Source organism: Candidatus Methylomirabilota bacterium, from assembly GCA_035936835.1.
Taxonomy (GTDB): Bacteria; Methylomirabilota; Methylomirabilia; order Rokubacteriales; family CSP1-6; genus AR37.
The window spans coordinates 1-20731 of record DASYVT010000111.1; the positions used below are offsets into that span (position 1 = coordinate 1).

Annotated in this window: 26 protein-coding genes; 6 read left to right on the forward strand and 20 right to left on the reverse strand. The window is 68.7% G+C overall.

Going from position 1 to position 20731, the window contains the following annotated elements; all coding sequences use genetic code 11:
* Positions 1-112 (forward strand): IS110 family transposase (locus tag VGV06_08635; GenBank protein ID HEV2055223.1); only part of this gene is annotated, 112 nt, incomplete at its 5' end.
* A 101-nt stretch (positions 113-213) separates the two neighbouring features.
* On the opposite strand, the gene VGV06_08640 is transcribed toward VGV06_08635, so the two are convergent.
* From VGV06_08640 to VGV06_08660, 5 genes are all read right to left on the reverse strand, one after another.
* Positions 214-534: an SCP2 sterol-binding domain-containing protein gene (locus VGV06_08640; GenBank protein ID HEV2055224.1), complete on the reverse strand. Its 321-nt coding sequence runs from the start codon at positions 532-534 to the stop codon at positions 214-216.
* A gap of 54 nt (positions 535-588) precedes the next feature.
* Positions 589-1338 carry an SDR family oxidoreductase gene (locus VGV06_08645; GenBank protein HEV2055225.1) on the reverse strand — a complete coding sequence of 250 codons (750 nt, stop codon included), beginning with the start codon at positions 1336-1338 and terminating at the stop codon, positions 589-591.
* 2 nt (positions 1339-1340) lie between these two features.
* Positions 1341-2114, reverse strand: coding sequence for an enoyl-CoA hydratase-related protein (locus tag VGV06_08650; GenBank protein ID HEV2055226.1), 774 nt, complete (start codon positions 2112-2114; stop codon positions 1341-1343).
* Positions 2115-2124: 10 nt separating this feature from the next.
* Positions 2125-2712 (reverse strand): TetR/AcrR family transcriptional regulator, encoded by a 588-nt coding sequence (locus VGV06_08655; protein HEV2055227.1) that lies wholly within the window; start codon positions 2710-2712, stop codon positions 2125-2127.
* A 96-nt stretch (positions 2713-2808) separates the two neighbouring features.
* A complete protein-coding gene (locus tag VGV06_08660; GenBank protein ID HEV2055228.1) occupies positions 2809-3483 on the reverse strand; it encodes a PilZ domain-containing protein in 675 nt (224 codons plus the stop codon).
* 107 nt (positions 3484-3590) lie between these two features.
* Here VGV06_08660 and VGV06_08665 point away from each other — a divergent pair, with 107 nt between their 5' ends.
* On the forward strand, positions 3591-4526 hold the full coding sequence (locus VGV06_08665) for a TIGR03619 family F420-dependent LLM class oxidoreductase (GenBank protein ID HEV2055229.1): 936 nt from the start codon (positions 3591-3593) through the stop codon (positions 4524-4526).
* Positions 4527-4544: 18 nt separating this feature from the next.
* Here the strand turns inward: VGV06_08665 and VGV06_08670 are convergent, their stop codons facing one another.
* Positions 4545-5513 (reverse strand): threonine/serine dehydratase, encoded by a 969-nt coding sequence (locus tag VGV06_08670; protein ID HEV2055230.1) that lies wholly within the window; start codon positions 5511-5513, stop codon positions 4545-4547.
* 48 nt (positions 5514-5561) lie between these two features.
* Here VGV06_08670 and sppA point away from each other — a divergent pair, with 48 nt between their 5' ends.
* Positions 5562-6524, forward strand: coding sequence for a signal peptide peptidase SppA (gene sppA, locus VGV06_08675; protein ID HEV2055231.1), 963 nt, complete (start codon positions 5562-5564; stop codon positions 6522-6524).
* A gap of 31 nt (positions 6525-6555) precedes the next feature.
* On the opposite strand, the gene VGV06_08680 is transcribed toward sppA, so the two are convergent.
* The 14 genes from VGV06_08680 to VGV06_08745 form a co-directional block, all read right to left on the reverse strand.
* Positions 6556-7032 (reverse strand): cytochrome c, encoded by a 477-nt coding sequence (locus tag VGV06_08680; protein ID HEV2055232.1) that lies wholly within the window; start codon positions 7030-7032, stop codon positions 6556-6558.
* A 34-nt stretch (positions 7033-7066) separates the two neighbouring features.
* On the reverse strand, positions 7067-7945 hold the full coding sequence (locus VGV06_08685; GenBank protein HEV2055233.1) for a cytochrome c: 879 nt from the start codon (positions 7943-7945) through the stop codon (positions 7067-7069).
* A gap of 50 nt (positions 7946-7995) precedes the next feature.
* Positions 7996-8691, reverse strand: coding sequence for a hypothetical protein (locus VGV06_08690; GenBank protein ID HEV2055234.1), 696 nt, complete (start codon positions 8689-8691; stop codon positions 7996-7998).
* A gap of 44 nt (positions 8692-8735) precedes the next feature.
* A complete protein-coding gene (locus tag VGV06_08695; GenBank protein ID HEV2055235.1) occupies positions 8736-9518 on the reverse strand; it encodes an enoyl-CoA hydratase-related protein in 783 nt (260 codons plus the stop codon).
* Positions 9515-10114, reverse strand: coding sequence for a CoA pyrophosphatase (locus tag VGV06_08700; GenBank protein ID HEV2055236.1), 600 nt, complete (start codon positions 10112-10114; stop codon positions 9515-9517). The genes VGV06_08695 and VGV06_08700 overlap by 4 nt, the downstream gene beginning before the upstream one ends.
* A gap of 1 nt (position 10115) precedes the next feature.
* Positions 10116-10940, reverse strand: a complete 825-nt coding sequence (locus tag VGV06_08705) for an enoyl-CoA hydratase-related protein (GenBank protein ID HEV2055237.1) — start codon at positions 10938-10940, stop codon at positions 10116-10118.
* A complete protein-coding gene (locus VGV06_08710; GenBank protein HEV2055238.1) occupies positions 10937-11737 on the reverse strand; it encodes an SDR family NAD(P)-dependent oxidoreductase in 801 nt (266 codons plus the stop codon). The genes VGV06_08705 and VGV06_08710 overlap by 4 nt, the downstream gene beginning before the upstream one ends.
* A 1-nt stretch (position 11738) precedes the next feature.
* Complete coding sequence (locus tag VGV06_08715) at positions 11739-12515, reverse strand: fumarylacetoacetate hydrolase family protein (GenBank protein ID HEV2055239.1); 777 nt, start codon at positions 12513-12515, stop codon at positions 11739-11741.
* Positions 12516-12543: 28 nt separating this feature from the next.
* Entirely contained in the window at positions 12544-13323 is a 780-nt protein-coding gene (locus VGV06_08720; GenBank protein HEV2055240.1) for a Sir2 family NAD-dependent protein deacetylase, read from the reverse strand.
* The gene (locus VGV06_08725) at positions 13320-13664 is read right to left on the reverse strand and encodes a hypothetical protein (protein HEV2055241.1); all 345 of its coding nucleotides are present in this window, start codon (positions 13662-13664) and stop codon (positions 13320-13322) included. The genes VGV06_08720 and VGV06_08725 overlap by 4 nt, the downstream gene beginning before the upstream one ends.
* Positions 13665-13937: 273 nt before the next feature.
* The gene (locus tag VGV06_08730; GenBank protein ID HEV2055242.1) at positions 13938-14642 is read right to left on the reverse strand and encodes an ABC transporter ATP-binding protein; all 705 of its coding nucleotides are present in this window, start codon (positions 14640-14642) and stop codon (positions 13938-13940) included.
* On the reverse strand, positions 14629-16404 hold the full coding sequence (locus tag VGV06_08735; GenBank protein HEV2055243.1) for a branched-chain amino acid ABC transporter ATP-binding protein/permease: 1776 nt from the start codon (positions 16402-16404) through the stop codon (positions 14629-14631). The genes VGV06_08730 and VGV06_08735 overlap by 14 nt, the downstream gene beginning before the upstream one ends.
* The gene (locus VGV06_08740; protein HEV2055244.1) at positions 16401-17273 is read right to left on the reverse strand and encodes a branched-chain amino acid ABC transporter permease; all 873 of its coding nucleotides are present in this window, start codon (positions 17271-17273) and stop codon (positions 16401-16403) included. The genes VGV06_08735 and VGV06_08740 overlap by 4 nt, the downstream gene beginning before the upstream one ends.
* A gap of 101 nt (positions 17274-17374) precedes the next feature.
* Positions 17375-18574 carry an ABC transporter substrate-binding protein gene (locus VGV06_08745; protein ID HEV2055245.1) on the reverse strand — a complete coding sequence of 400 codons (1200 nt, stop codon included), beginning with the start codon at positions 18572-18574 and terminating at the stop codon, positions 17375-17377.
* Between the two features lie 134 nt (positions 18575-18708).
* Between VGV06_08745 and VGV06_08750 the strand changes: the two genes are divergently transcribed.
* The 3 genes from VGV06_08750 to VGV06_08760 all read left to right on the forward strand — a co-directional run.
* Positions 18709-19497, forward strand: coding sequence for a hypothetical protein (locus VGV06_08750; GenBank protein ID HEV2055246.1), 789 nt, complete (start codon positions 18709-18711; stop codon positions 19495-19497).
* Positions 19497-19769, forward strand: coding sequence for an Os1348 family NHLP clan protein (locus tag VGV06_08755; protein HEV2055247.1), 273 nt, complete (start codon positions 19497-19499; stop codon positions 19767-19769). The genes VGV06_08750 and VGV06_08755 overlap by 1 nt, the downstream gene beginning before the upstream one ends.
* A gap of 91 nt (positions 19770-19860) precedes the next feature.
* Positions 19861-20731: ABC transporter substrate-binding protein (locus tag VGV06_08760; GenBank protein HEV2055248.1), on the forward strand; the 871-nt coding region annotated here is incomplete at its 3' end.

Consider the following 20731-nt stretch of genomic DNA (forward strand, 5'->3'; position numbering starts at 1 on the left):
CAAAGCGCCCAAGGTCGCCCTCACCGCGTGCATGCGCAAACTGCTCACCATCCTCAATGCCATGCTCAAGCATCACACCCGCTGGGCTCCCGTCATGGCTCAGCACGCTTGACACCCAAGACAGTCGCTACCCTCTCCCCTGAGGGGAGAGGGAAATTCGAAACCCTCGCCCCCGGAGGGGGAGAGGGACAGGGGGAGAAGAAGACGCGCTCGCTACGCCTGGAAGAGGCTGCCGAGCTTCATGGCCAGCCCCATGTCGCCCTTGAGCTTGATCTTGCCCGACATGAAGGCCGTCTGCCCGTTGAGCTTACCGCCGATCATGTCGAGCCAGTCCGGCGACGCCATGGTGACGGTCAGGTCCGCTGCGGCGGCCGGACCCGAGCTGACGGTACAGGCGCCGTCCTTGATGACCGCGTGCCAGGTGCCGCCGCCGTCACCGCTGATCTCGTACTGTATGGTCTTGTTGATACCCGCGGCATTGGCGGCCTTGAACTTGGAGGGCATCAGATCGAAGGTCTCTTTCACTGTCGGCATATACGCCTCCTTGTGATCCGCGTTAGAAGGTGAACCGCTCCATACTGAAGTGAACTAGAAGGTGAACAGGTCCATCCCGCCGGTCACGGTCAGCACCGCGCCCGTGATGTAGCGCGCCCGCTCCGAGCACAGGAACGTGATCGCGCTCGCGACGTCCTCCGGCTGTCCTTCCGCCTGCAGGGCCACGCGCTTGACCATACGCTCGTACATGGGCGACAGGTTGGCGTTCGGCCCGATGATGCCGGGGGCGATGACGTTGGAGGTGATGTTGTAGCGGGCGCCCTCGAGCGCCACCGACTTGGCGAAGCCCACGAGCCCCATCTTCCCCGTCGAGTACGCGGTCTGACCGAAGCCTCCCATCAGGCCGGCGATGGACGCCATGCAGATGATGCGCCCCCACTTGCGCTCCCGCATGCCGGAGAACACCGCCTTGGTCACGTTGTAGGTGCCCGTGAGGTTGACCTGGAGATTGAGGTCCCAGTCGCTGTCCTGCATGTCCTTGAGCTGGCCGAGGGTGTAGATGAAGCCCGCGTTGTTGACGCAGATGTCGACGGGGCCGACCTCGCTCTGCGCCTTGCCAATCACGTCGGCGAGCTGGGGGCGGTTCGTGATGTCCGCCTCGTAGCCGCGGGCCACGCCGCCCTTGGAGGATATCTCCTCGGCCGTCTCGGCGGCGCCCTCGGCGTTCAGGTCGAGCACGACGACCTTGCAGCCCTCGGCGGCGAGCGCGAGACAGTCGGCCTTTCCCAGGCTCCGCGCGCCGCCGGTGACGAGAGCCACGCGCCCCTTGATGCCGAGGTCCATCGCTACCTGCCCTTGAACTGGGCCGGGCGCTTCTGGAAAAACGCCTGGATCCCCTCGCCCGCGTCCTCGGTCTTGAGGACCTTCTCGAAGGCGCGCAGCTCGATCTCGAGCGCCTGGTCGATGGGCGCCTGAATACCGTCATCCACCGCTTCAATGATGAGCCGCGTGGCGATGGGCGGCCGCTTGACGATCTCCCGCGCCAGCGCCTTGGCGTCGTTGAGCGTCTCCCCTTCCTTGGACAGGCGGTTGACGAGGCCGATGCGGTAGCACTCCTGGGCGGGGAGCTGGGTGCCGAGGATCAGGTGCTCGAGCGCCAAGCCCCGGCCGACGAGCCGCGGGAAGCGCTGGGTGCCGCCATACCCTGGGATGATCCCGAGGTTCGACTCCGTCTGCCCCATGCGGGCCGTGTCCTTGAGGATGCGGATATGGCAGGCCATCGAGATCTCGCAGCCGCCGCCGAGGGCGTGGCCGTTGATGGCCGCGATGACCGGCTTGGGGAAACGCTCGATGCGCCGGAGCACGGAATTGCCGAAGCGAATGAAGGACGTCACGTCCGGGCCGGAGAAAGCCGAGCCCAGGTCGGCGCCGGCGCAGAAGATCTTGTCCCCGGCGCCCGTGATGATGAGGCACTTCACGGCGGCGTCGGACTCGATCTCGGACAGCGCGGCGTTCAGCTCCCTCATCAGCGCCTCGCTGATGGCGTTGGCGGGCGGGCGATTGAGGGTCAGGACCGCGAAACCCTCCTCGCGGCCCAGGATCATGGTCTCGTACGGCATCGACGGTCTCCTATGCGGTGGGGGCGGCGACGCCCTGAAGGAAAATCTCGGCGACGGCGTCGGCCGTGTCCACGAGCTGGTAGCCGCGCTTGCCGAGCACCCAGGACGTCGCCATCTGGTCCATGGCCCCGAACAGCATCTTCGTGGCGACCTTGACGGGCAGATCGGACCGGAAGCGTCCTTGGGCCACGCCTTCCTCGAGCACGGAGCCGATCAGGGCGAAGTAGGCGCCGATCTCCTGGCTGGAGGCGCCGCGGAAGAACTTCTGCCCCTGGCGCAGCTCCACCTGCACAACCTCGGCAAGATCGGGATTCTCCTCGAGCATGGAGAAGTGCAGCGCCACGAGCCGGCGAACCTTACGGGCGGCGTCGGGCTCGCCGGCGATGGCTTTCCGCAGCGCGCCGACGAACTCGGCCATCTTGTCGCGGAAGAGCGTGACCAGGATATCGTCCTTGGTCTTGAAGTAGAGGTAGATGGTACCGGCGGCGATGCCGGCCTCGCGGGCGATGTCGGACACGCGCGAGTTGTAGTAGCCCTTGCGGGCGAAGACCCGCACGGCGGCCTCGATGATCTGCTGCGGCTTGTCTGGGTCACGCATGGCGGATGACTGAACCGCCGTTCATTCTAAGTGTGGACATCGGGCGAGTCAATCCGGTTCTCAGGAGCCCCGCGGCGATCAGGTGCGCCGCGCGGATCAGCTGCGCTGAACGAGCAGCGAGTCGATGTAAGAACGCAGCCGGGCGAAATCGTGGACGGCGAGGTTCGCGAAGACCAGCACGGCGCCGCGGGCATCCACGTCCCACACGACTGCCCGGATGTGCATGGGCCCCTGACCGTCCTTGGGCGTGAGCTTGACCTCGACCATGTCCCCCGGCGTCAGCGGGTCGTCAGTCGCGACACGGGCGCCCACGGCGGAAAGGTCCACGGTGCGCCCCTTCGTGGTGCCGGCGTGCCCTTCGATCTGCACCGACAGCTCGATCCCCACGCGCTCGGCCCGTCGCCGGAGGTCCCAGGTGGGCACGAAGGCCTTGACGCGATCCGCCACGCCGACGGGCAGCTTACCGAAGTTCACGCCGATCCCTCCCGGGTCGCGCCGGACGACCTCCGCCGAGATCTCGAGCTCGCCCCCGTCGCGCGGCAAGGTCACGCGGAGCTTGACGGCCTCCCCCACGGCAACGTTCGAGTTAACGCGAAGCTTCATGCCCGAGAAGCTCACGTCGATAACATCGCCGGTCACCAGGCGGCCGTCGGAATCTTCCACGATGGCCGGCCACGGCACGGTCACCCGCGGGTTCCGCCTGCGCTCCCGGCCCGTCAGGGCCTCTTCGTTGACCTCGGGTCCCTGCCCGGGCCTGTTCGGGGAACTCATAAGGTACTAACTAGACTGGCTCCGGTTCCCCTGTCAAGCACAGCAGGCGCCCCGCCTCGACGCCCCTTCCTTGACCCACCAGATCGGGCCGCGTAGGATGCGAGCCCATGGCGATCAAATACCGCATCGGGATCATGCCGGGCCCCTGGCCACCGGGGCGGGAGAGCGGGCAGTTTCTCTTCACTCTCGCGGAGTTCTGCGAGAAGAGCGACATCGATTCGATCTGGTTGTCTGACCGACTCTCCTCGCCTGCTCCGGTGCCCGAGGTCATGACCTCGCTGGCCGCCATAGCCGCCCGGACCCAAAAGCTCAAGTTCGGCCCGAGCGTGCTCGTCCTGCCCTACCGCACCCCGGTTGTCGCGGCCAAGGAGATGGCCACGATCGACTGGCTGTCGCGCGGGCGCCTCTTCCCTGCGGTCGGGGTCGGTGTCGAGCTGCCGCGCGAGTTCGATGCCTCGGGCGTGCCCTTCAAGGAGCGCGGCCGGAGGACCGACGAGGCGATCCGGGTGATGCGTCTCCTCTGGACGCAGGACGAGGTGTCGTACCAGGGCGAGTTCTTCAAGCTGGACCGCGTCACGATCTTCCCGAAGCCGTGGCAGAGCCCCCCGCCCATCTGGATCGGCGGCAAGAGCGAGGCGGCGCAGAAGCGCACGGCGCGGCTCGGCGACGGGTGGATCCCGTCCTTCATCACGCCCGAGGAGTTCCGCGTGGGCGTCCAGAAGGTGCAGGAGCTCGCCGCGGCTTCGAGCCGGCAGGTCCCCGAGGACCACTTCGGCACCCTCATCAACTACACGGTGGCCGGGAGCGAAGCCGAGGCGCTGGCCATGGCCCAGCCCTATCTCCCGCGCGGTCGCGTGGATGAGACGACCATGCGCGCCTGCACCGCCTTCGGTCCGGTCGAGGTGCTTGCCTCGCGCATCGAGGAGTACGCGAAGGGCGGGGGCTCGAAGTTCATCCTGCGCCCGCTCTGCCCGCCCGACCGTATGCTCGCCCAGCTCGCCCTGGCCGCCGAGCACGTCATCCCCGAGTACCACCGCAGGTAAGCCCCGCGACGTCAGCACCTAGCTCTGAGTGAGGATCGCTGCGAGGAGGGCGGGGTCGATATTGCCGCCAGACAGGACGACGCCGACCCGGGAGCCCTTGGGCATGGGCAGCTTGCCGGTGAGGACGGCGGCGGCGGGAACGGCGCCGGTGGGCTCTACGAGAATCTTGCAGCGGAGCAGCAGGAAGCGCACCGCCTCGGAAATCTCCTTGTCCGAGACCAGCAGCACGCCGGCGAGATTCTGCTTGTTGATCGGGAAGGTCAGCGCCCCGGGCGAGAGGTTGCGGATGCCGTCGGCGATGGTGGGCGGCGGCGCGATGGTCACGCGCTCGCCCTTCTTGAAGGAGAGATAGGTGTCGTTGGCGGTGTCCGCCTCCACGCCGTAGATCTGCATCGCCGGACGGAGCGCCTTCGCCACCGTGCTGCAGCCGGCCATGAGCCCGCCCCCGCCCACGGGCGTCAGGAGCGCGTCGAGGTCGGGGACGTCTTCGAACAGCTCGAGCGCCGCCGTCCCCTGCCCCGCCATGATCGCGGGATCGTCGTAGGGCGGGACGAGGACGCGGCCCGTCTTCGCCACCAGGTCCGCGGCGCGCGCCTCGCGGTCCTCGGTCTGTCTGTCGTAGTAGACCACCTCCGCGCCGTAGCCCTTCGTGGCCGCCACCTTCAAGGCCGGCGCGTCGGTCGGCATCAGGATGATGGCCGATGCGCCGGTCAGCCTGGCGGCGAGGGCCACGCCCTGGGCGTGGTTGCCAGAGGAGAAGCCGACGACGCCGCGCGCGCGCTCCTCGGCGGTGAGCGTCAGAAGCTTGTTGAGCGCGCCGCGGATCTTGAAGGCGCCCGCCCGCTGGAGATTCTCGCACTTGAAGAAGACGGACCAGCCGCACAGATCGTCGAACGAACGGCTCGTGATGACGGGCGTGCGGTGAATGCGTCCCTTGAGGCGGGCCGCCGCGGCGCGCACGTCCTCGATGCCGATCGCGCTCTTCATGTGACACGGATTATAGAGCAGCGCCGAAGGGCGGGGTATACTTCGCGCATGCGAACTCTCGCCGCATTCGCCGCATCCGTCGTCCTGCTCCAGGGTTGCTCCCTCGTCAACATCGACCTCCACCCGCGCATCCAACCGCTCGAGGAAGAGACCGTCGAGGGCAAGGGCAAGGCCAAGATCCTCTTGATGGACGTCTCGGGCGTGCTCTCCGACGAGACGGGCGGCCTGGTACTGGGCTCACCGCCGCCGCGCGTCCCGATCGTGGCGCGGGTGCGCGAGGAGCTTCAAAAGGCCGAGAAGGACGACAACGTCAAGGCGCTGATCGTGCGCATCAACAGCCCGGGCGGCACCATCACGGCGTCCGACCTCATCTATCGCGAGATCGACACCTTCAAGACCCGACGCAAGATCCCGGTGATAGCGGTGACGATGGACGTCGCCGCCTCGGGCGGCTACTACGCCGCGCTCGCGGCGGACACCATCGTCGCCCTGCCGACGTCGGTCACGGGCAGCATCGGCGTCATCATGCTCACGGTCAACGCTAAAGGATTGATGGAGAAGATCGGCGTGGCGCCGCTGGCCATCAAGTCGGGCGAGATGAAGGACGCGGGCTCACCCTTCCGGCCCCTCACGGCAGAGGAGCGTGCGGTCTTCCAGTCGGTCATCGACCAGATGTACGGCCGCTTCGTGACCTTGATCGCCCGCTCGCGCAAGATCCCGGAGGACCGCGTCCGGACGTTCGCCGACGGGCGGATCTACACGGCCGAGCAGGCCAAGGCGCTCGGTCTCGTGGACGAGATCGGCTACATGGACGACGTCGTGAAGGCCGCGCGCAAGGCCGCGGGCGTCGAGGAAGCGCGCGTCATCATGTACCAGCGCCCGAAGGACTACCGCGCCAACTTCTACTCGGCCGCGCCCAACCCGGCGCCAGGACTCGAGAGCTCGCTCCAGCAGCTGACGGCGCTGGTCAGCGGCTCAGGCCCCCGCTTCCTCTACCTGTGGTGGCCCTGAGCCGCTGAGACGGCCGACACGCCTCAGCGAGTCAGGAGCCCGCGGGCCGCCGGAACAGGATGTGGCAGGAGTCGCAGCCGACGCGGCCGAAGTCCTTGACGATGTCGGCCACGACCCTGTCGTCCTTGGCCTTCGCGGCGTCCCGGAGCCGTTCCGACCAGATCGTCAGGTTCTTGGCCGAGGCCTCGAACTCGCTCCAGCGCTGCCAGATCTCGGGCTTAGCCCGCGACTTGCCGTTGAGGGACCCCTCAGGGAATAGCGACGGGATCTGCAGGGCCGTGATCGCGATAACCTCGGCGTTGGCGGCGATGCCCTCGATGTTCCCGGTCTTGAACTTGCTCCGGATCTCGCCAAGCTGCTCCTCCTGCACGCGCCCCAGGCGCTGCCGGTCGAAGATCAGGTCACCTGTACCGATCATCCGCTGGGACCCAACGACGCAGCCGGCGGCCGTGACGGCCACCGAGGCGGCAAGGAGGATGTTGCGGAGCCGTACGCCTCCTCCCCTCATCTCGCCTCCTTGACGTTGGACATCTCCTGCCCGGCTACTCGATCCTGTTCGTCACCGCCGGGATGCTCTTGAGATACCGCGCGATGGCCTGGAGATCCGCCTTCGTCATGTCCTTGAAGCCCGCCAGCGTTCCCAGGATCGCCTCCTCCATGAGACCGCCGGCGACATCCCCGTCCGGCCGCTTCCCCGTGCCGAGGTAGGTCGCGATCTGCTCCTCGGTCCAGTCGCCGATGCCCGTCGCATTATCCGGCGTGATGTTCGGCGTCGCCTGCCCCTCGGGCCCGGTCTTCTTGGGATTGCCGGCGAGGAAGCGCGAGTTGTCCACGGCCATGGTCAGGGCCGATCGCGGCGTGTGACACTCGCCGCAGTGGCCGACGGCGCGCACGAGGTACTCGCCGCGCGCGACACCCGCGGCGGGCGCGGCGGGCGGAGGCGTCTCGGTCGCCGCGAAGGCCCTGAGCCAGGCGGGCAGAAACACGCTCTCGAACATCGGCATCGTGATCTTCTTCGGCGTATTGGGCCGGTTGACCGGCGGGACCGTTCGGAGGAAGGCTACCAGCGCCCCCAGGTCATCCTCGGCCATGCCGTTGAAGGAGGTGAAGGGGTGCACCGGCAGGATGCGATCGCCGTTGGGACGGCGGCCGAGCCGGATCGCCGTGATGATCTGCTCGTCCGTCCAGCCTCCGATGCCGGTCTTGGTGTCGGGCGTGATGTTGGGTGAGTACACGGTGCCGAAGGGCCCGTCGTATTTCCTGCCGCCCGCGTTGGCGGCACCCTTGGGCTCGGTGTGGCAGCCGCAGCCGCCCGTGGCGCCGAAGATGTACTTGCCCCGGGCGATCTCGGCCGGCGACGCCGCAAGCGCGGGGCTGGCGGCATGCAGAAGCACGGCGATCGCTATCAACCCGATGGCCATACCCATGCCGATACTGCAAACGCCCGTCGCCCCGAACAGGTTCCCCCCTCTCACCGCACCGGCGCCTTGCCGCCGTAGGCGACGTAGTCCTGCTCCTCGTTCCACAGCACCCACAACCCCTCCCCTTCCTCCTTGGTGATCTTACGGTTTTCGGGAGACGGTCCCGAGGCCGGCACCAGCACTTCCTGCAGCTCCGGGAGGCGAAGCTCCCACGGGGCCGCGGGGCTCGAGCCGCGGACCACGGCCAGGCCGTGGTAGGTACGCACGATCACCGATCCGTCCCGGTTGAGGCGAAAGCCCACGCCGCCCTCGCGCACGGCGACGCGGGCAGGCCCCGCGATCACCTCGATGGGCGCCTGGGCATGGATCCCGGGCGTCACGGCCACCCAGAGCCAGCCGCGATCGAGTCGAAGACGTATGGGCTGGGGATCGGTCCCCGCGCCGGCCGGAGCCCCCGCCTGAGCCAAGATGAACACCTGCGTCAGCGCCGCCAGGCGGATGGAGTGGCTGCCGCCCGTCCGGAGCGTGGTCCTCACGGCCGGGCTGGTCCGGACGCCGTCGCCCTCGCGGACCTCGTCGCGCAGCTCGGCCGTCACCCACTTCGTGTCGCCCTTCTTGAAGAGCTCGGCCTTGCCCGTCAGGGTCACGACGGTGGCCGGCAGCTCGGCGGGCTGGGCGGCGGCGGAAGCCGCCCCCATCAGGAGCGCCGCCAGGCCCGTGGCCCCTCGACACACGCGCAGGATCATGATTGCTCCTTCAACCGACACCTTGGCACATCTCACCTGGGCACCTAGCGCCCCGTCCAGTTGGGCGCGCGCTTCTCGAAGAAGGCCTTGATGCCCTCGCGCGCATCGTCGGACAGCGCGACCAGGGTGATCATCTCACGCAGGTACCGGAGCGAGGCGCCGTACTCCATCCCCGCCACGGTCGCGGCAGCCTCCTTGGCGAGACCCAGCGCCGTCGGCGAAAAGCCGGCAAGCGACCGCGCCAGCGCGTCCACGGCGGGCGAGAGCTCGGCCCGCGGCACGAGGCGGCTCACGAGGCCCATCTCGTAGGCCTCGCGCGCGCTGACCTGCTCGCCCGAAAGCACCATGAGCATGCCGCGCTTGCGCCCGACGCTCCGGAGGATGGGCGCCATCACGATGAGCGGCAGAAGGCCTATCTTGATCTCGGGCAGCCCGAACACCGCGTCGTCGGCGGCGACCACGATGTCGCACCCTGCGGCGAGGCCGCAGCCGCCGGCCAGCGCGAAGCCGTGGACCTTGGCGATGACGGGCGTCTTCATGCGGGCCATGGCCTCGAGGATACGCGCGAGACCGCCGAAGGACTCGCGGGCCTGGAGCGTGGTGCCCCGGTCCCCGACCCCCTTCAGGTCCGCGCCCGCGCAGAAGGCCTTGTCGCCGGCGCCTTCGAGTACGATCACGCGCGCCGCCTCATCGGCCTCGAGCTTGCCAAAGGCCTGCTCGAGCTCGCGAATCAAGGTCGCGTTCAATGCGTTGCGGACCTCGGGTCGGTTCAGGGTCACGGAAGCGACCGCGTCATTCACATCGACCAGGAGCGTCTCGTAGCTCACGCGGCCTCCTCGCGGCCGTCCACGATGTCCAGGAACTGCTTCAGGATGCGCGCCGTCGCGCCCCAGATGACGTCCTCCACCGACACGTCGTAAAAATGCACCTGGTGCTCTTCTCCTCCGCGCTCCCAGAGCTCCGTGCGAAAGATCGCCGGGTCGCGCAGCTTCTCAAGCGGCACCTCGATCACCCGCTCGATCTCCCAGCCGTCCGCCTGGAAGGCCACGGGCCGCGTCACGATCCCGACGACGGGCGTGATGACGAACTGGGTCGCCCGCGTCTCCGTGTCGTCGAGCAGCCCCAGCACCTCGACCGCGTCGGCGGGCAGCCTGATCTCCTCCCACGCTTCCCGGAGCGCCGTCTCGACCCGGGAGCCGTCGCGTTGCTCCACGATGCCGCCGGGGAAGGCGAACTGCCCCTTATGATGCGGCACGGCGGCCGATTTCTTGCTGAAGAGAATGTGAGGGCCTGCCGCCCCATCAGGGCCCGCCGTCACGGGCACCAGCACTGCGGCCGAGATCAGGTCGCTCCGGCTCGTCTCGAGCCGCGCCCGGCGTCCGAGCGCCGCGTCGAGGCGGCGCCTCAACTCGGCGAGGTCCACCCTACCGCGCCTGGAAGTTGGGCTTCCGCTTTTCCGCGAAGGCCTTCGGCCCCTCGACCGCGTCCTCGGTCCCGCGCAGCGTCCCGGACAGGAAGGCCTCGAGCCGCAGGCCGTCCGCCAGCGGCATCGTGAGGCCGCGGAGGATCGCCTCCTTCGCCGCGCGCACGGCCAGCGGCCCTTTCTCGCAGATGGTCTCGGCCCACTTGCGCGCCGTCGGCATGAGCTCCGCCGCCGGCACCACGGCGTTGATGAGCCCAGCCGCGAGCGCCTCCTCGGCGGTAAGCGTCTTCGCCATCAGGATGATCTCCATGGCCTTCGCGAGCGACACCGTGCGCGGCAGCCGCTGCGTCCCGCCGGCCCCTGGGAAGATTCCCCAGCGGACTTCAGGCAGGCCGAAGCTGGCGTGCGGCGCCGAGATCCTGATGTCGCAGGCCAGCGCCTGTTCCATGCCGCCTGCCAAGCAGTGGCCGTTGATCGCGGCGATCATGGGCTTCCAGATCTCGAGCCCGCGCGTGATGCCCCCCAGCCCCAGGCTCTCGTGGTCCCGGCGCCGCGCGCCCTTGCCGAAGGACGCCGGGATCATCTTCTTGAGGTCGGCGCCCGCGCAGAAGCTCTTCTCCCCCGCGCCGGTCAGGATGGCGACCCACGCGCCGGGGTCGTCACGGAAGCGGGTCCACGCCGCGACCAGCGCGTCCTGGGTCTCCGGGTCGATCGCGTTCATGGCGTCCGGCCGGTTGATCGTGATCGTCACGATCTTGCCGGCCTGCTCGTAGAGGACGGTGGACATCTCCTTGGCCTCCGGGTGGATGATGGGTCGTGTCGTCATGACATCACGAAGCCGCCGTCGATGTTGAGCCCCTGGCCCGTGACCCCGCGCGACTCGGGCAGCGCGAGGAAGAGGGCGCCGTTGGCGATCTCCTCGGCCTCCATCATGCGCCGCTGCGGCACCCGGCGCTTGATGTAGCGGTCGAAGATCTCCGTGCCCGGCATCTCGGTGACGCCGCCGTCCCGGTTCTTGATCTTCTGCTGCGCCACGCCCATGCCGGCCCGTACGTAGCCGGGGCAGATGGCGTTGACCGTGATGCCCGGGTATCCCTGAGAGGCGATCTCCGCCGCCAGCGCCCGCGTGAGCCCGATGACGCCGTGCTTCGACGCAGCGTAGGCCGTGATGAAGGAGTAGCCGCCCATCTTGCCGAAGACGGACGAGATGGTGATAATGCGCCCCTCACCCTGCGTCATCATTTGGGGGAGCGCGGCGCGAATGGCGCGGTAGGTGCCGTTGAGGTTCACGTCGATGACGCGCGTCCAGACGGCTTCCGGCAGGTCCATCAGGAGCCCGCTGCCGTCTATCCCCGCCGCCGTCACCAGCACGTCGAGGCCGCCCCACTCACCGACCGCGCGGGCGGCCATCGCCTCCATGTCCTCCGCTCGCCTCACGTCGGCGGTGACCGCGAGCGCCGGTGCGCCCATCGCCTGGAGCTCCTCCGCCACCGCCTTGACCTCGGAATCGACGTACGAGGCCACCAGGACGCGCGCGCCCTCCCGGGCGAAGCCGAGCGCGATGGCCCTGCCGATGCCCGAACCGCCGCCGGTGACAACGACCGTCTTGTCTTTGAATCGCACGCTAGACAAATCTGCAGGCGACGGAACCCAGGCGCGTGAAGGAGGCGTGGAAGGCGTCGCCGGCCTTGGGGCGGAACACCTTGGAGATGGAGCCGGTCAGCACGACGTCCCCCGCCCGGAGTCGGCCGCCCAGCTTGCCGATCGCATTGGCCAGCCAGGCCAGCGAGTTGAGCGGGTTGCCCATGACCTCTGCCGCCGTCGCCGTCGCGACGCGCTGGCCGTTCTCCTCGCACACCACGCCCTCCAGCGACAGGTCGAGATCCACGACCGGCGTCGGCGGGCCGCCCAGCACGATGGCGTTGGCGTAGACGCCGTCCGCGACGAGGTCCGCCGCGCGCGGCTTGCCCGACAGCCGGAAATCGACCAGCTCGAAGGACGGCATGGCCCCTTCCACCGCCAGCAGAGCGGAGGCCGGTGTCACGCCTGGGCCTACGAGGTCGGCCTTCATGGCAAAGGCCATCTCGACTTCCAGCCCGAGGCTGACGAAGCGCGAAACCGGCACCGCGTCGCCGCTGCCGAAGACGCCCGAGGCCAGGAGAAAGCCCAGCACGGGCTCGCTGACGCCGTAGGTCTCCTGAAGCGTGGCGTTGGTGAAGCCTGCCTTCCAGCCGACGACGCGATCGCCGCGCTCGACGAGCGCCTTCTCCAGCGCCTGCTGGATGGCGTAGCCCTGCTCGAGCGTCAGGTCCGCCGCGGTCTCCGACAGGGGCGGCGCGATCTCACGGCTCGCGCGGTTCTTGACGAGGCGCTGCGCTGCATCGCTCACGACAATCGGCATGCGAGACTCCCGGATGGACGGTGCTGGTTCAGGTGGTGACGAGCCGGCTCGCGACCCGCTCGGCGACATCAGCGAGCACGGCGCCGGCGCTGCCTGGGAGGACGAGATCGGCTTCGGGATCCAGCGGCGTCGGCGCCCGGTTGACGATGACGAGCCGCGCGCCGGCCCGCTTGGCGTGGACCGGCATGTGGGCGGCCGGATAGACCACGAGCGATGACCCCACGACGATGAAGAGGTCCGAGGCGCGCGCCCGCCGCTCGGCCTCCTCGGTCTCCTCGCGTGGCATGGCCTCGCCGAACATCACGGTGCGCGGTTTGATGACGCCGCTGCAGGGCGGCTCGCAGGTCGGCACCTCCACGCCCGACTCGAGCCAGGTCTGGATCTCCCCGCGGTCATAGGGGCGCTCGCAGGCGAGGCACCGGGCACGTGTGGCGTTGCCGTGGAGCTCGATCACGCGATCGGGCGGGAGCCCCGCGCGCTGGTGGAGGTCGTCGATGTTCTGGGTGATGACGCAGTCGAGCCTGCCCAGCCGCCACAGCGTCACCAAGGCGTGGTGGCCTGGGTTGGGCTCGGCGCCTCGTACGAGAGGGTAGACCGTTCGGCCCAGCTCCCAGTACCGCCGCCGGCCAGCTTCCGAGCCGATGAAGTTCTGGAAGGTGAACTCGTTGGGATCGAAGCGGTCCCAGACCCCTCCCGGGCTCCTGAAGTCCGGGATGCCGGACTCCGTGCTCATCCCGGCGCCCGTGAAGACCACGGTGCGCCGCGAGCCCAGCACCCAGTCTGCGATCTGATCGGCCGGATCAATCACGCGCGACGCTTTGCCTTCTTTTTCCTATGTTTGGAGCGCTTGGCCTTTGACTTCGCCTTAGGCTTGGCGGCAATGGCGGCCTTACGGCGGGCCGGCGCCGTCAGCTCATTGCGCGACCCGACGCCTCCCCTGATCTTGGGTCCGGCCACGATCGCCCTGACCCACTGGTCGAGCTCCTGGGCGAGCTCCGCGTAGCAGTGCTCGCTATACGCGATGAGAGCCCGGAGCGCGGCCGGATCCTTCCAGGGCTTGAGTACGAAGGCCCCCTCGGGATCGGCGATGTCGAACGGCCCCTCGGCCGCCATCTGCATGACGATGTAGCGTCGGGTCAGCTCAGCCATATGCCCTCCAGCGTGCGGCGTGAGAAAAGGCCGAGATCGTTGAGCCCGGCCCGGAACCGCGACCGGTATCGCGGAAGCCCGTCAGGGCTGCGAGAGCGCCGCCACGACCGAAACCGCGCCGGGTCCGCCCATGGCTCCTCCTTTAACTACCCTGCCTGGTAAGTAGCCCGTCCGGCCGCGAGCCGCCCTAAGCCTACCCCGGTCCCCGCGGGGGTCGCAAGTCCTCACTCGGTTGGAGAATCCGGCGCCCGCGCGCCCCGAGGCCGGCGGGCGCTAGCCCCCCAGGTAGGCGCGGCGGACCTCGGCATTGTCGAGGAGGTCGCGGGCGGCGCCCTCGAGCGCGATGCGCCCGCTCTCCATGACGTAGGCCCGGTCGGCCATCCGAAGCGCCAGCGCCGCGTTCTGCTCCACCATCAGGACGGTCACGCCCTGCCGCCGGATCTCCGCGATGACCCGGAAGACGGTCTCGACCATGGTCGGCGCGAGCCCGAGCGACGGCTCGTCCAGCAGCAGGAGCCGCGGGGTCGACATGAGCGCGCGGGCGATGGCCAGCATCTGCTGCTCGCCGCCCGAGAGCGTGCCGCCGAGCTGCCGCGCGCGCTCCTTGAGCCTTGGAAAGTGGTGGAAGACGCGCTCGAGGTCGTCGGGGCCCGCGCCCTCGCGGCCGCGCACGTACGCGCCCATCTCGAGGTTCTCCTGCACCGTCATCTCGGGGAAGATCCGCCGCCCCTCCGGGCACTGGGCGATGCCGCGCTTGAGCACGGCGTGCGCCGGGCGGCCATCCAGCCGCTCGCCAAGGAAGGTGATCGCACCCGCCGTCGGACGGAGGAGGCCCGAGATCGTCCGCACCGTGGTGCTCTTGCCGGCGCCGTTGGCGCCGAGGAGGCAGACCAGCTCGCCCTCGGCAACGCGGAGGCTGACCTGGTGGAGCACCTCCACCGGCCCGTAGCCCACGGAGATCCTGTCAAGGACGAGCAAAAGCGTCTCCCGATCCCAGGTAGGCGCGGATGACCTCGGGGTGGCGCTGGATCTCGGCCGGCGTCCCCTCGGCGATCTTCACCCCGTAGTTCAGCACCACCACCCGGTCGCACATGCCCATGACGAGCTTCATGTCGTGCTCGACGAGCAGGACGGAGAGGCCTCGGGCGCGGATGCCCTCGATCAGGCGCATGAGCCGCTCGGTCTCGACGGCGTTGAGGCCTGCCGCCGGCTCGTCGAGCAGCAGCACCGAGGGAGCCGGCGCCAGCGCGATGGCGAGTCCCAGCAGCCGCTGCTCCCCGCACGACAGGCTGCGCGCCGGCTCGTCTCCCTTGTGGCCGAGCCCGACGAAGGCGAGGAGGGCCCGCGCCCGTTCCTCGAGGCGGTGCTCCTCCAGACGATGTGAGCGGGTCATGAGGAGCACGTCGAGCAGGCCGGTGCGGGCGAGCCTGTGGCACGCGGTCAACACGTTGTCGAGCGCGGCGGCTTCCGGGAAGAGGCTCGTGCGCTGGAACATGCGCACCAGGCCGCGCTCCGCGATCCGGTAGGGCGGCTCGGCCGTGATGTCCGCGCCCTCGAAGCGCACGCGCCCCGCATCGGGCGGCTGGAAACCCGTGACGACGTTGAAGGCCGTGGACTTGCCGGCGCCGTTGGGTCCGATGAGCGCCAGGATCTCGCCGCGGCCGAGATCGAGGCTCAGTGCTTCGACGGCCGCGAGACCGCCGAAGCGCACCGTGATGTCCCGCACGGAGAGCGCCGGGCCCGGCGCCGGGGCGCCGATACCCGCCTCGAACACCGCGCCCCCGGACCCCGGCTCGGCAGGCGCAGGCGCGCCCGCAACGACGAGCCTGCGGAGATAGAACACGAGTCCCCTGGGCATGAACATCACCACGAGGAGCAGGATGACGCCGTAGAGCAGCATGCGGTAGAAGGCCGCCATCCGCAGCAGCTCGGGCACGAAGGTGAAGACGAGCGCGCCCACGGCGGGACCGAGCACGGTGCCCTGACCGCCCGCGACGACCATGACGGCCATGGTGACCGTGTTCTGGAAGCCGAAGAGCTCGGGGGAGAGAAAGGTAATGTAGTGGGCATAGAAGCCGCCGGCGGCGCCGGCCAGGAGGCACGACGCGACCATCGCCAGCATCGTGTGGCGGTAGGCGCTGATCCCCGAGGACTCGGCCAGGCTCTCGTTCTCGCGCACGGCGCGGAGCGCGCGCCCCACGCGCGAGCGCAGGAGCCGCGCGGTGACCCACAGCGTCGCGCCCGCAAGGACCACCATGAGGTAGTAGTAGTCGCGCTTGCCGGTGAGTGTGAAGCGCTCGGCGCCGAGATTGAAGGGCGGCACGCCGGCCAGGCCCATGGGCCCCTGGGTCAGGTCCATCCAGTTGGTCGCCACGAGCCGGATCACCTCGGCGAAGCCGATCGTCACGAGCACGAAGTAGGCGCCACGGAGCCTGAGCGTGACCATGCCGAGGAGCCAGCCGACCACACCCGAGACGAGGGCCGCCGCCGGCAGGGTGAAGATGGGCGAGAGGCCGAGGTGGAGCGAGAGCAGTCCCGACGCGTAGGCGCCGATACCGAAGAACGCCGTGTGACCGAGGTTCAGCTGGCCGGCCGCCAGGAGGAGGTTCATGCCCGCCGACAGCAGGAAGAACATGCCGGCCATGATGAGGAGGTGGAGGTAGTAGTCGTCCACGCCGAGAAGCGGCAGTACCAACAGCAGCGCGGCGGCGGCGACCCCAAAGAGAACTTTGGAGTTCACCGCGGCAGGCCCTTCGTGCCGAAGAGGCCCTGCGGCCGCCACACGAGCAGCAGGATGATGAGGACGAAGCCGATCGCGTCCTTGTAGCCGGAGGAGATGTAGCCGGCGCCCAGGCTCTCGGCCACGCCAAGGAGCAGGCCGCCCACGATGGCGCCCAGGAAGTTGCCGAGCCCGCCCATGATGACGACGGCGAAGGACTTGAGCGCTGCTAAGTCCCCCATCGCGGGGTACACCCAGAAGACGGCGCCCAGGAGCGCGCCCGAGGCGCCCGCCAGCGCGGCGCCGAAGCCGAACGTGAACATGTAGATGCGGTCCACGTCCACGCCGGTCAGCCGCGCCATGTCGGTGTCCTGGAAGGTGGCGCGCATGGCCCGCCCGAGCCGCGTCTTCTGGATGAACAGGTGCGCGCCCACGATCAGCGCGACGGCGACGGCGCCCGCGAAGATGCGGATCGCGACCACGTGGATGGGCCCGAAGGTCAGCGGCACGGGCGAGAACGGGTGCCTGATGCTCTTGGGCGACGGATCCCAGATGAGGATCGCCGCGTTCTGGATGATGACGGACAGCGCCACCATGGCGAGCATGGGGATCTCGATGGGCTGGTCACGGAGGCGCCTCAGGATCAGCCGCTCCACGACCGCGCCCACGAGGGCGACGCCCGCCACCGCCAGGAGGCACGCGGCGAAGAAGTTCACGCCCCACAGCGAAAAGAACGTGTAGAGGAAAAAGGCGCCCAGCATGAAGAGCTCGCCATGGGCGAAGTTGACCACGCGCATGATGCCGAAGATGAGGGTGAGGCCGATCCCCATCAGGGCGTAGCCGCCGCCCAGGATGAGGCCGTTGACGACGTGCTGGACGAGCTCGGCGATCATGGGCGCAAAGACGGCGGGCGCCCAAACGGGCGCCCGCCGCGCGTGCTGCCGGCCGCGCGTGTTTCCAGCCGCGCGTGTTTCAGGGAAGACGGCCGCCGCTACTTGGCGGCGGACATCTCCCACAGCTGGGAGCTGGGTGTGATGGCCACGACGGAGTACTTGCCGTCCTTGACCTGGGAGACGATGATGTTGGGGTAACTCTGCCCGTTCTGGTCGAACTTGTTGAGGCCGTAGAGCCCGCGCATCTCGAGCGTCTTGAGCGCCGCCATGATCTTGGGCGCCGTCGGCTCCTTGGCCGCCTCGATGGCCTTGGCGACCACGTTGACCGCGTCGAAACCGCGCATGCCCTCGACGACCCCGATCCACGGCAGGTTCCGCTTCTTCCACTCCTCGACGTAGGCCTTGCTGGCTTCCGGGTCCCCCGCCATGGCGTAGTCGTACGGGTTGTAGAAGTTGATGAACATCGCCCCCTCGGCCGCCTTCGGGCCCGCCAGCTGGACGATGGAGTCCGGCCACGCCGAGCCGCCGGTGACGAGCACCTTGACGTTGAGCCCGAGCTCCTTCATCTGCTGGAGCATCTTGGCGGTCTTCGGCGCGTCGTCCGTGATGACGATGCTGTCCACGCCGGCCGCCTTGAACTTGGTCAGTTGGGCGTAGAAGTCGGTGTCGGCCTGGCCCACGTACTCGACCGCCTCAATCGTGGCGCCGTTCTTCTTGAAGGCCTCGCCGAACGCGACCACGGCCCCGCGGCCCCAGTCGGTGTTCACCGCCATGTAGCCGATCTTCTTCATGCCGAGCTTCGGGATGAGGGCGCCGGCGCCGACGGCCTCGAGCTCGCTGGTCGGGCTGATGCGGCTGACGACCTTCTGGCCCGGCGTCTTGGGGTCGGTGATCTTGCCGGAGCTGGAGGTCTCCACCACCATCGGAATGCCGTGTTGGGCGGCCAGCGGCATCATGGCGAGCGTCATGGACGAGCCCCACGCCCCGATGATCACCGGCACCTTGTCGCGCACGATGAGCTTCTCGGCGGCGTTGCGGGTCTCGGCCGGATCGGACTTGTTGTCCTCGATGACCAGCTCGAGCGGGCGCCCGAGCACACCGCCCTTGGCGTTGATCCGGTCCGCGGCGATCTTGGCGCCGTTGGTGATGTAGGAGCCGGCCGCGGCGATGGGCCCCGACAGCGGCTGGATGAGACCGACCTTGATGGGGTCCTTCGTCTGCGCCCCTGTCGAGCCGGCCGCCAAGACTCCGGCGAAGGTCGCGAGCACTGCCAGCGTGATGAGCTTGGAGATCTTCATGGAGCGCCACCCTCCTTCGGTGCTGATGGAAGCCATCTCGGGGCCCTGGACGACGAGAGGCCATACTTATAGCCCAGCGCCCGTGGCGAAGCAAGCGCTTGCCTCCACGCCACGGCATGCCCTAGCATCTGGCCATGCCGCTCTGCGCCGCCGCCGCCCTGCCCCACACGCCGCAGCTCCTCGTCCGCCCGGAGACGGAAGATCGCGACATGGTCCTGCGCGTCCACGCGGGATATGCCGAGGTTAAGCGCGGCCTCGAAGCCGCGCGGCCCGACGTGATCTGCATCCTGGGCGGCGACCACATCGAGGGCTTCTTCTTGACGTCCGTGCCCGCCTTGGCGGTCTACGTGGGATCGACCGTCTCCGGCAAGTTCGACCGCTACCGCTACACCTTCGACGTCCACGAGCCTCTGGCGCGGGCCGTCCTCGAGCAAGGTATAGACCGGGGCTTCGACCTCGCCTACTCACAGGACCTTGCCCTCGACTATGCCTTCTACGTGCCGCTCCACTTCGCCATGCCGCAGCAAAGCGTGCCGATCGTGCCCCTCTACGTGAATGCCTATCTCCCGCCCCAGCCGACGCCCGCGCGCTGCTATTCCTGGGGGCAGGCGCTCCGCGCCATCCTCGACGCGCGGCCCGAGCGCGTGGCGCTCCTGGCATCGGGAGGGCTCTCGCACTTCCCCGGCAGCGACCGCTACGGCTCGCCGGACTACGAGTGGGACAGGCAGATGCTGGATCGGCTCGTGGCAGGCCGAGGCGGCGAAACGGCCGCCCTCACCGGCGAGGAGCTCGACAAGGCAGGCAATGTCGAGTTCAGGACCTGGATCGCTCTGCTGGGCGCGGTAGGCGGCGCCAAGGCGCGCCTCATCTGCTACGAGCCCTCGTGGCATCACGGCAACGCCATCGTCACCTGGCCCGTCTGATGGGCCTCCACTACACCTTCCCGCCCGCGGCCGGCTACCCGCTCAACCGCTGTCTCTACCGTCTCAAGTCCGACGATCAATTTCGCGAGAGCTATCTCAAGGACCCGGACGCGACGCTGCGCGATGCCGGTCTCGACGCCGAGCGCATCGCGGCCCTCCGCGCGCTGGACCGCGACAGGCTCATCGCGCTTGGCGCGCATGCCTACCTCGTCTTCATGGCGGGGATGCGCCTCAAGATGGCGAGCGCGCCGCAGACCTTCGAGCGCTTCTAATCAAAAGCTCCTGCATGGACCCGGCCCGGTTTCCCCACGCCCCACATCCCCTCGCGCCTGACTCGCAGACCACCTGCGGGGGGACCCGGTGATGAAGCGCAGAAGGTTTATTGAGGTGATCGCTGGCGGCCTGCTCGCCTCACCAGTCGCCGCCGAGGCCCAGCAGGCGGCCAAGATTGCTCGACTAGGCTTCCTGGCGCAAAGCCTGGCCGCTGCCCCCCACAACCACGAGGCCTTCCGTCAAGGACTGCGTGACCTCGGTTACGTCGAGGGCCGCAACGTCGTGATCGAATACCGCGATGCCGAGGGGAAGTCCGAGCGGCTTCCCGCTCTTGCGGCCGAACTGGTTGCGCTCAAGGTTGATGTCATCGTGGCCCCAGGCACACCCGCCGCCCTGGCCGCCAAGCAAGCGACCAGGACCCTCCCCATTGTCTTTCCTGTTGCTGTCGATCCGGTTCAGAGCGGGCTCGTCACCAGCCTGGCGCGGCCGGGCGGCAATGTCACGGGGTTGTCGTTCTTCGGCCCGGAGCTCGTCGGCAAGTGGCTGGAACAGCTCACGCAGGCCGTTCCGGGGGTCACCCGGGTCGCTGCCCTCTGGGAGCCAGGTGCCCTCGGCGAACGCACGGACAAGGACATGCTGAAGCGAGCAGAAGTCGCGGCGCGGGAGCTGGGGGTGCAGCTTCAATTCGTTGAGGCGCGAGGGCCCGCCGATGTCGACAGGGCCTTCTCGGACATGACCAAGGCGCGCGCGGGTGCTCTGACTGTGCTGCCAAGCACCATGTTCATCAGTGAGCGAAGACGCCTCGTGGACCTGGCGGCCAAGAACCGGCTGCCGGCAGTGTACCCATTGAGGGAGTTTGTCGATGCCGGGGGCCTTATGGCCTATGGAGAGAACTTTGCTGATGTATTTCGCCGCGCCGCCACCTACGTGGACAAGATCCTCAAGGGCGCCAAGCCCGCCG

Bases quoted from the DNA above. Each gene is read 5' to 3' on its own strand.
- VGV06_08640 (HEV2055224.1), bottom strand. From the start codon at position 534: ATGCCGACAGTGAAAGAGACCTTCGATCTGATGCCCTCCAAGTTCAAG.
- VGV06_08645 (HEV2055225.1), bottom strand. From the start codon at position 1,338: ATGGACCTCGGCATCAAGGGGCGCGTGGCTCTCGTCACCGGCGGCGCG.
- VGV06_08650 (HEV2055226.1), bottom strand. From the start codon at position 2,114: ATGCCGTACGAGACCATGATCCTGGGCCGCGAGGAGGGTTTCGCGGTC.
- VGV06_08655 (HEV2055227.1), bottom strand. From the start codon at position 2,712: ATGCGTGACCCAGACAAGCCGCAGCAGATCATCGAGGCCGCCGTGCGG.
- VGV06_08660 (HEV2055228.1), bottom strand. From the start codon at position 3,483: ATGAGTTCCCCGAACAGGCCCGGGCAGGGACCCGAGGTCAACGAAGAG.
- VGV06_08665 (HEV2055229.1), top strand. From the start codon at position 3,591: ATGGCGATCAAATACCGCATCGGGATCATGCCGGGCCCCTGGCCACCG.
- VGV06_08670 (HEV2055230.1), bottom strand. From the start codon at position 5,513: ATGAAGAGCGCGATCGGCATCGAGGACGTGCGCGCCGCGGCGGCCCGC.
- sppA (HEV2055231.1), top strand. From the start codon at position 5,562: ATGCGAACTCTCGCCGCATTCGCCGCATCCGTCGTCCTGCTCCAGGGT.
- VGV06_08680 (HEV2055232.1), bottom strand. From the start codon at position 7,032: ATGAGGGGAGGAGGCGTACGGCTCCGCAACATCCTCCTTGCCGCCTCG.
- VGV06_08685 (HEV2055233.1), bottom strand. From the start codon at position 7,945: ATGGCCATCGGGTTGATAGCGATCGCCGTGCTTCTGCATGCCGCCAGC.
- VGV06_08690 (HEV2055234.1), bottom strand. From the start codon at position 8,691: ATGATCCTGCGCGTGTGTCGAGGGGCCACGGGCCTGGCGGCGCTCCTG.
- VGV06_08705 (HEV2055237.1), bottom strand. From the start codon at position 10,940: ATGACGACACGACCCATCATCCACCCGGAGGCCAAGGAGATGTCCACC.
- VGV06_08715 (HEV2055239.1), bottom strand. From the start codon at position 12,515: ATGCCGATTGTCGTGAGCGATGCAGCGCAGCGCCTCGTCAAGAACCGC.
- VGV06_08725 (HEV2055241.1), bottom strand. From the start codon at position 13,664: ATGGCTGAGCTGACCCGACGCTACATCGTCATGCAGATGGCGGCCGAG.
- VGV06_08745 (HEV2055245.1), bottom strand. From the start codon at position 18,574: ATGAAGATCTCCAAGCTCATCACGCTGGCAGTGCTCGCGACCTTCGCC.
- VGV06_08750 (HEV2055246.1), top strand. From the start codon at position 18,709: ATGCCGCTCTGCGCCGCCGCCGCCCTGCCCCACACGCCGCAGCTCCTC.
- VGV06_08755 (HEV2055247.1), top strand. From the start codon at position 19,497: ATGGGCCTCCACTACACCTTCCCGCCCGCGGCCGGCTACCCGCTCAAC.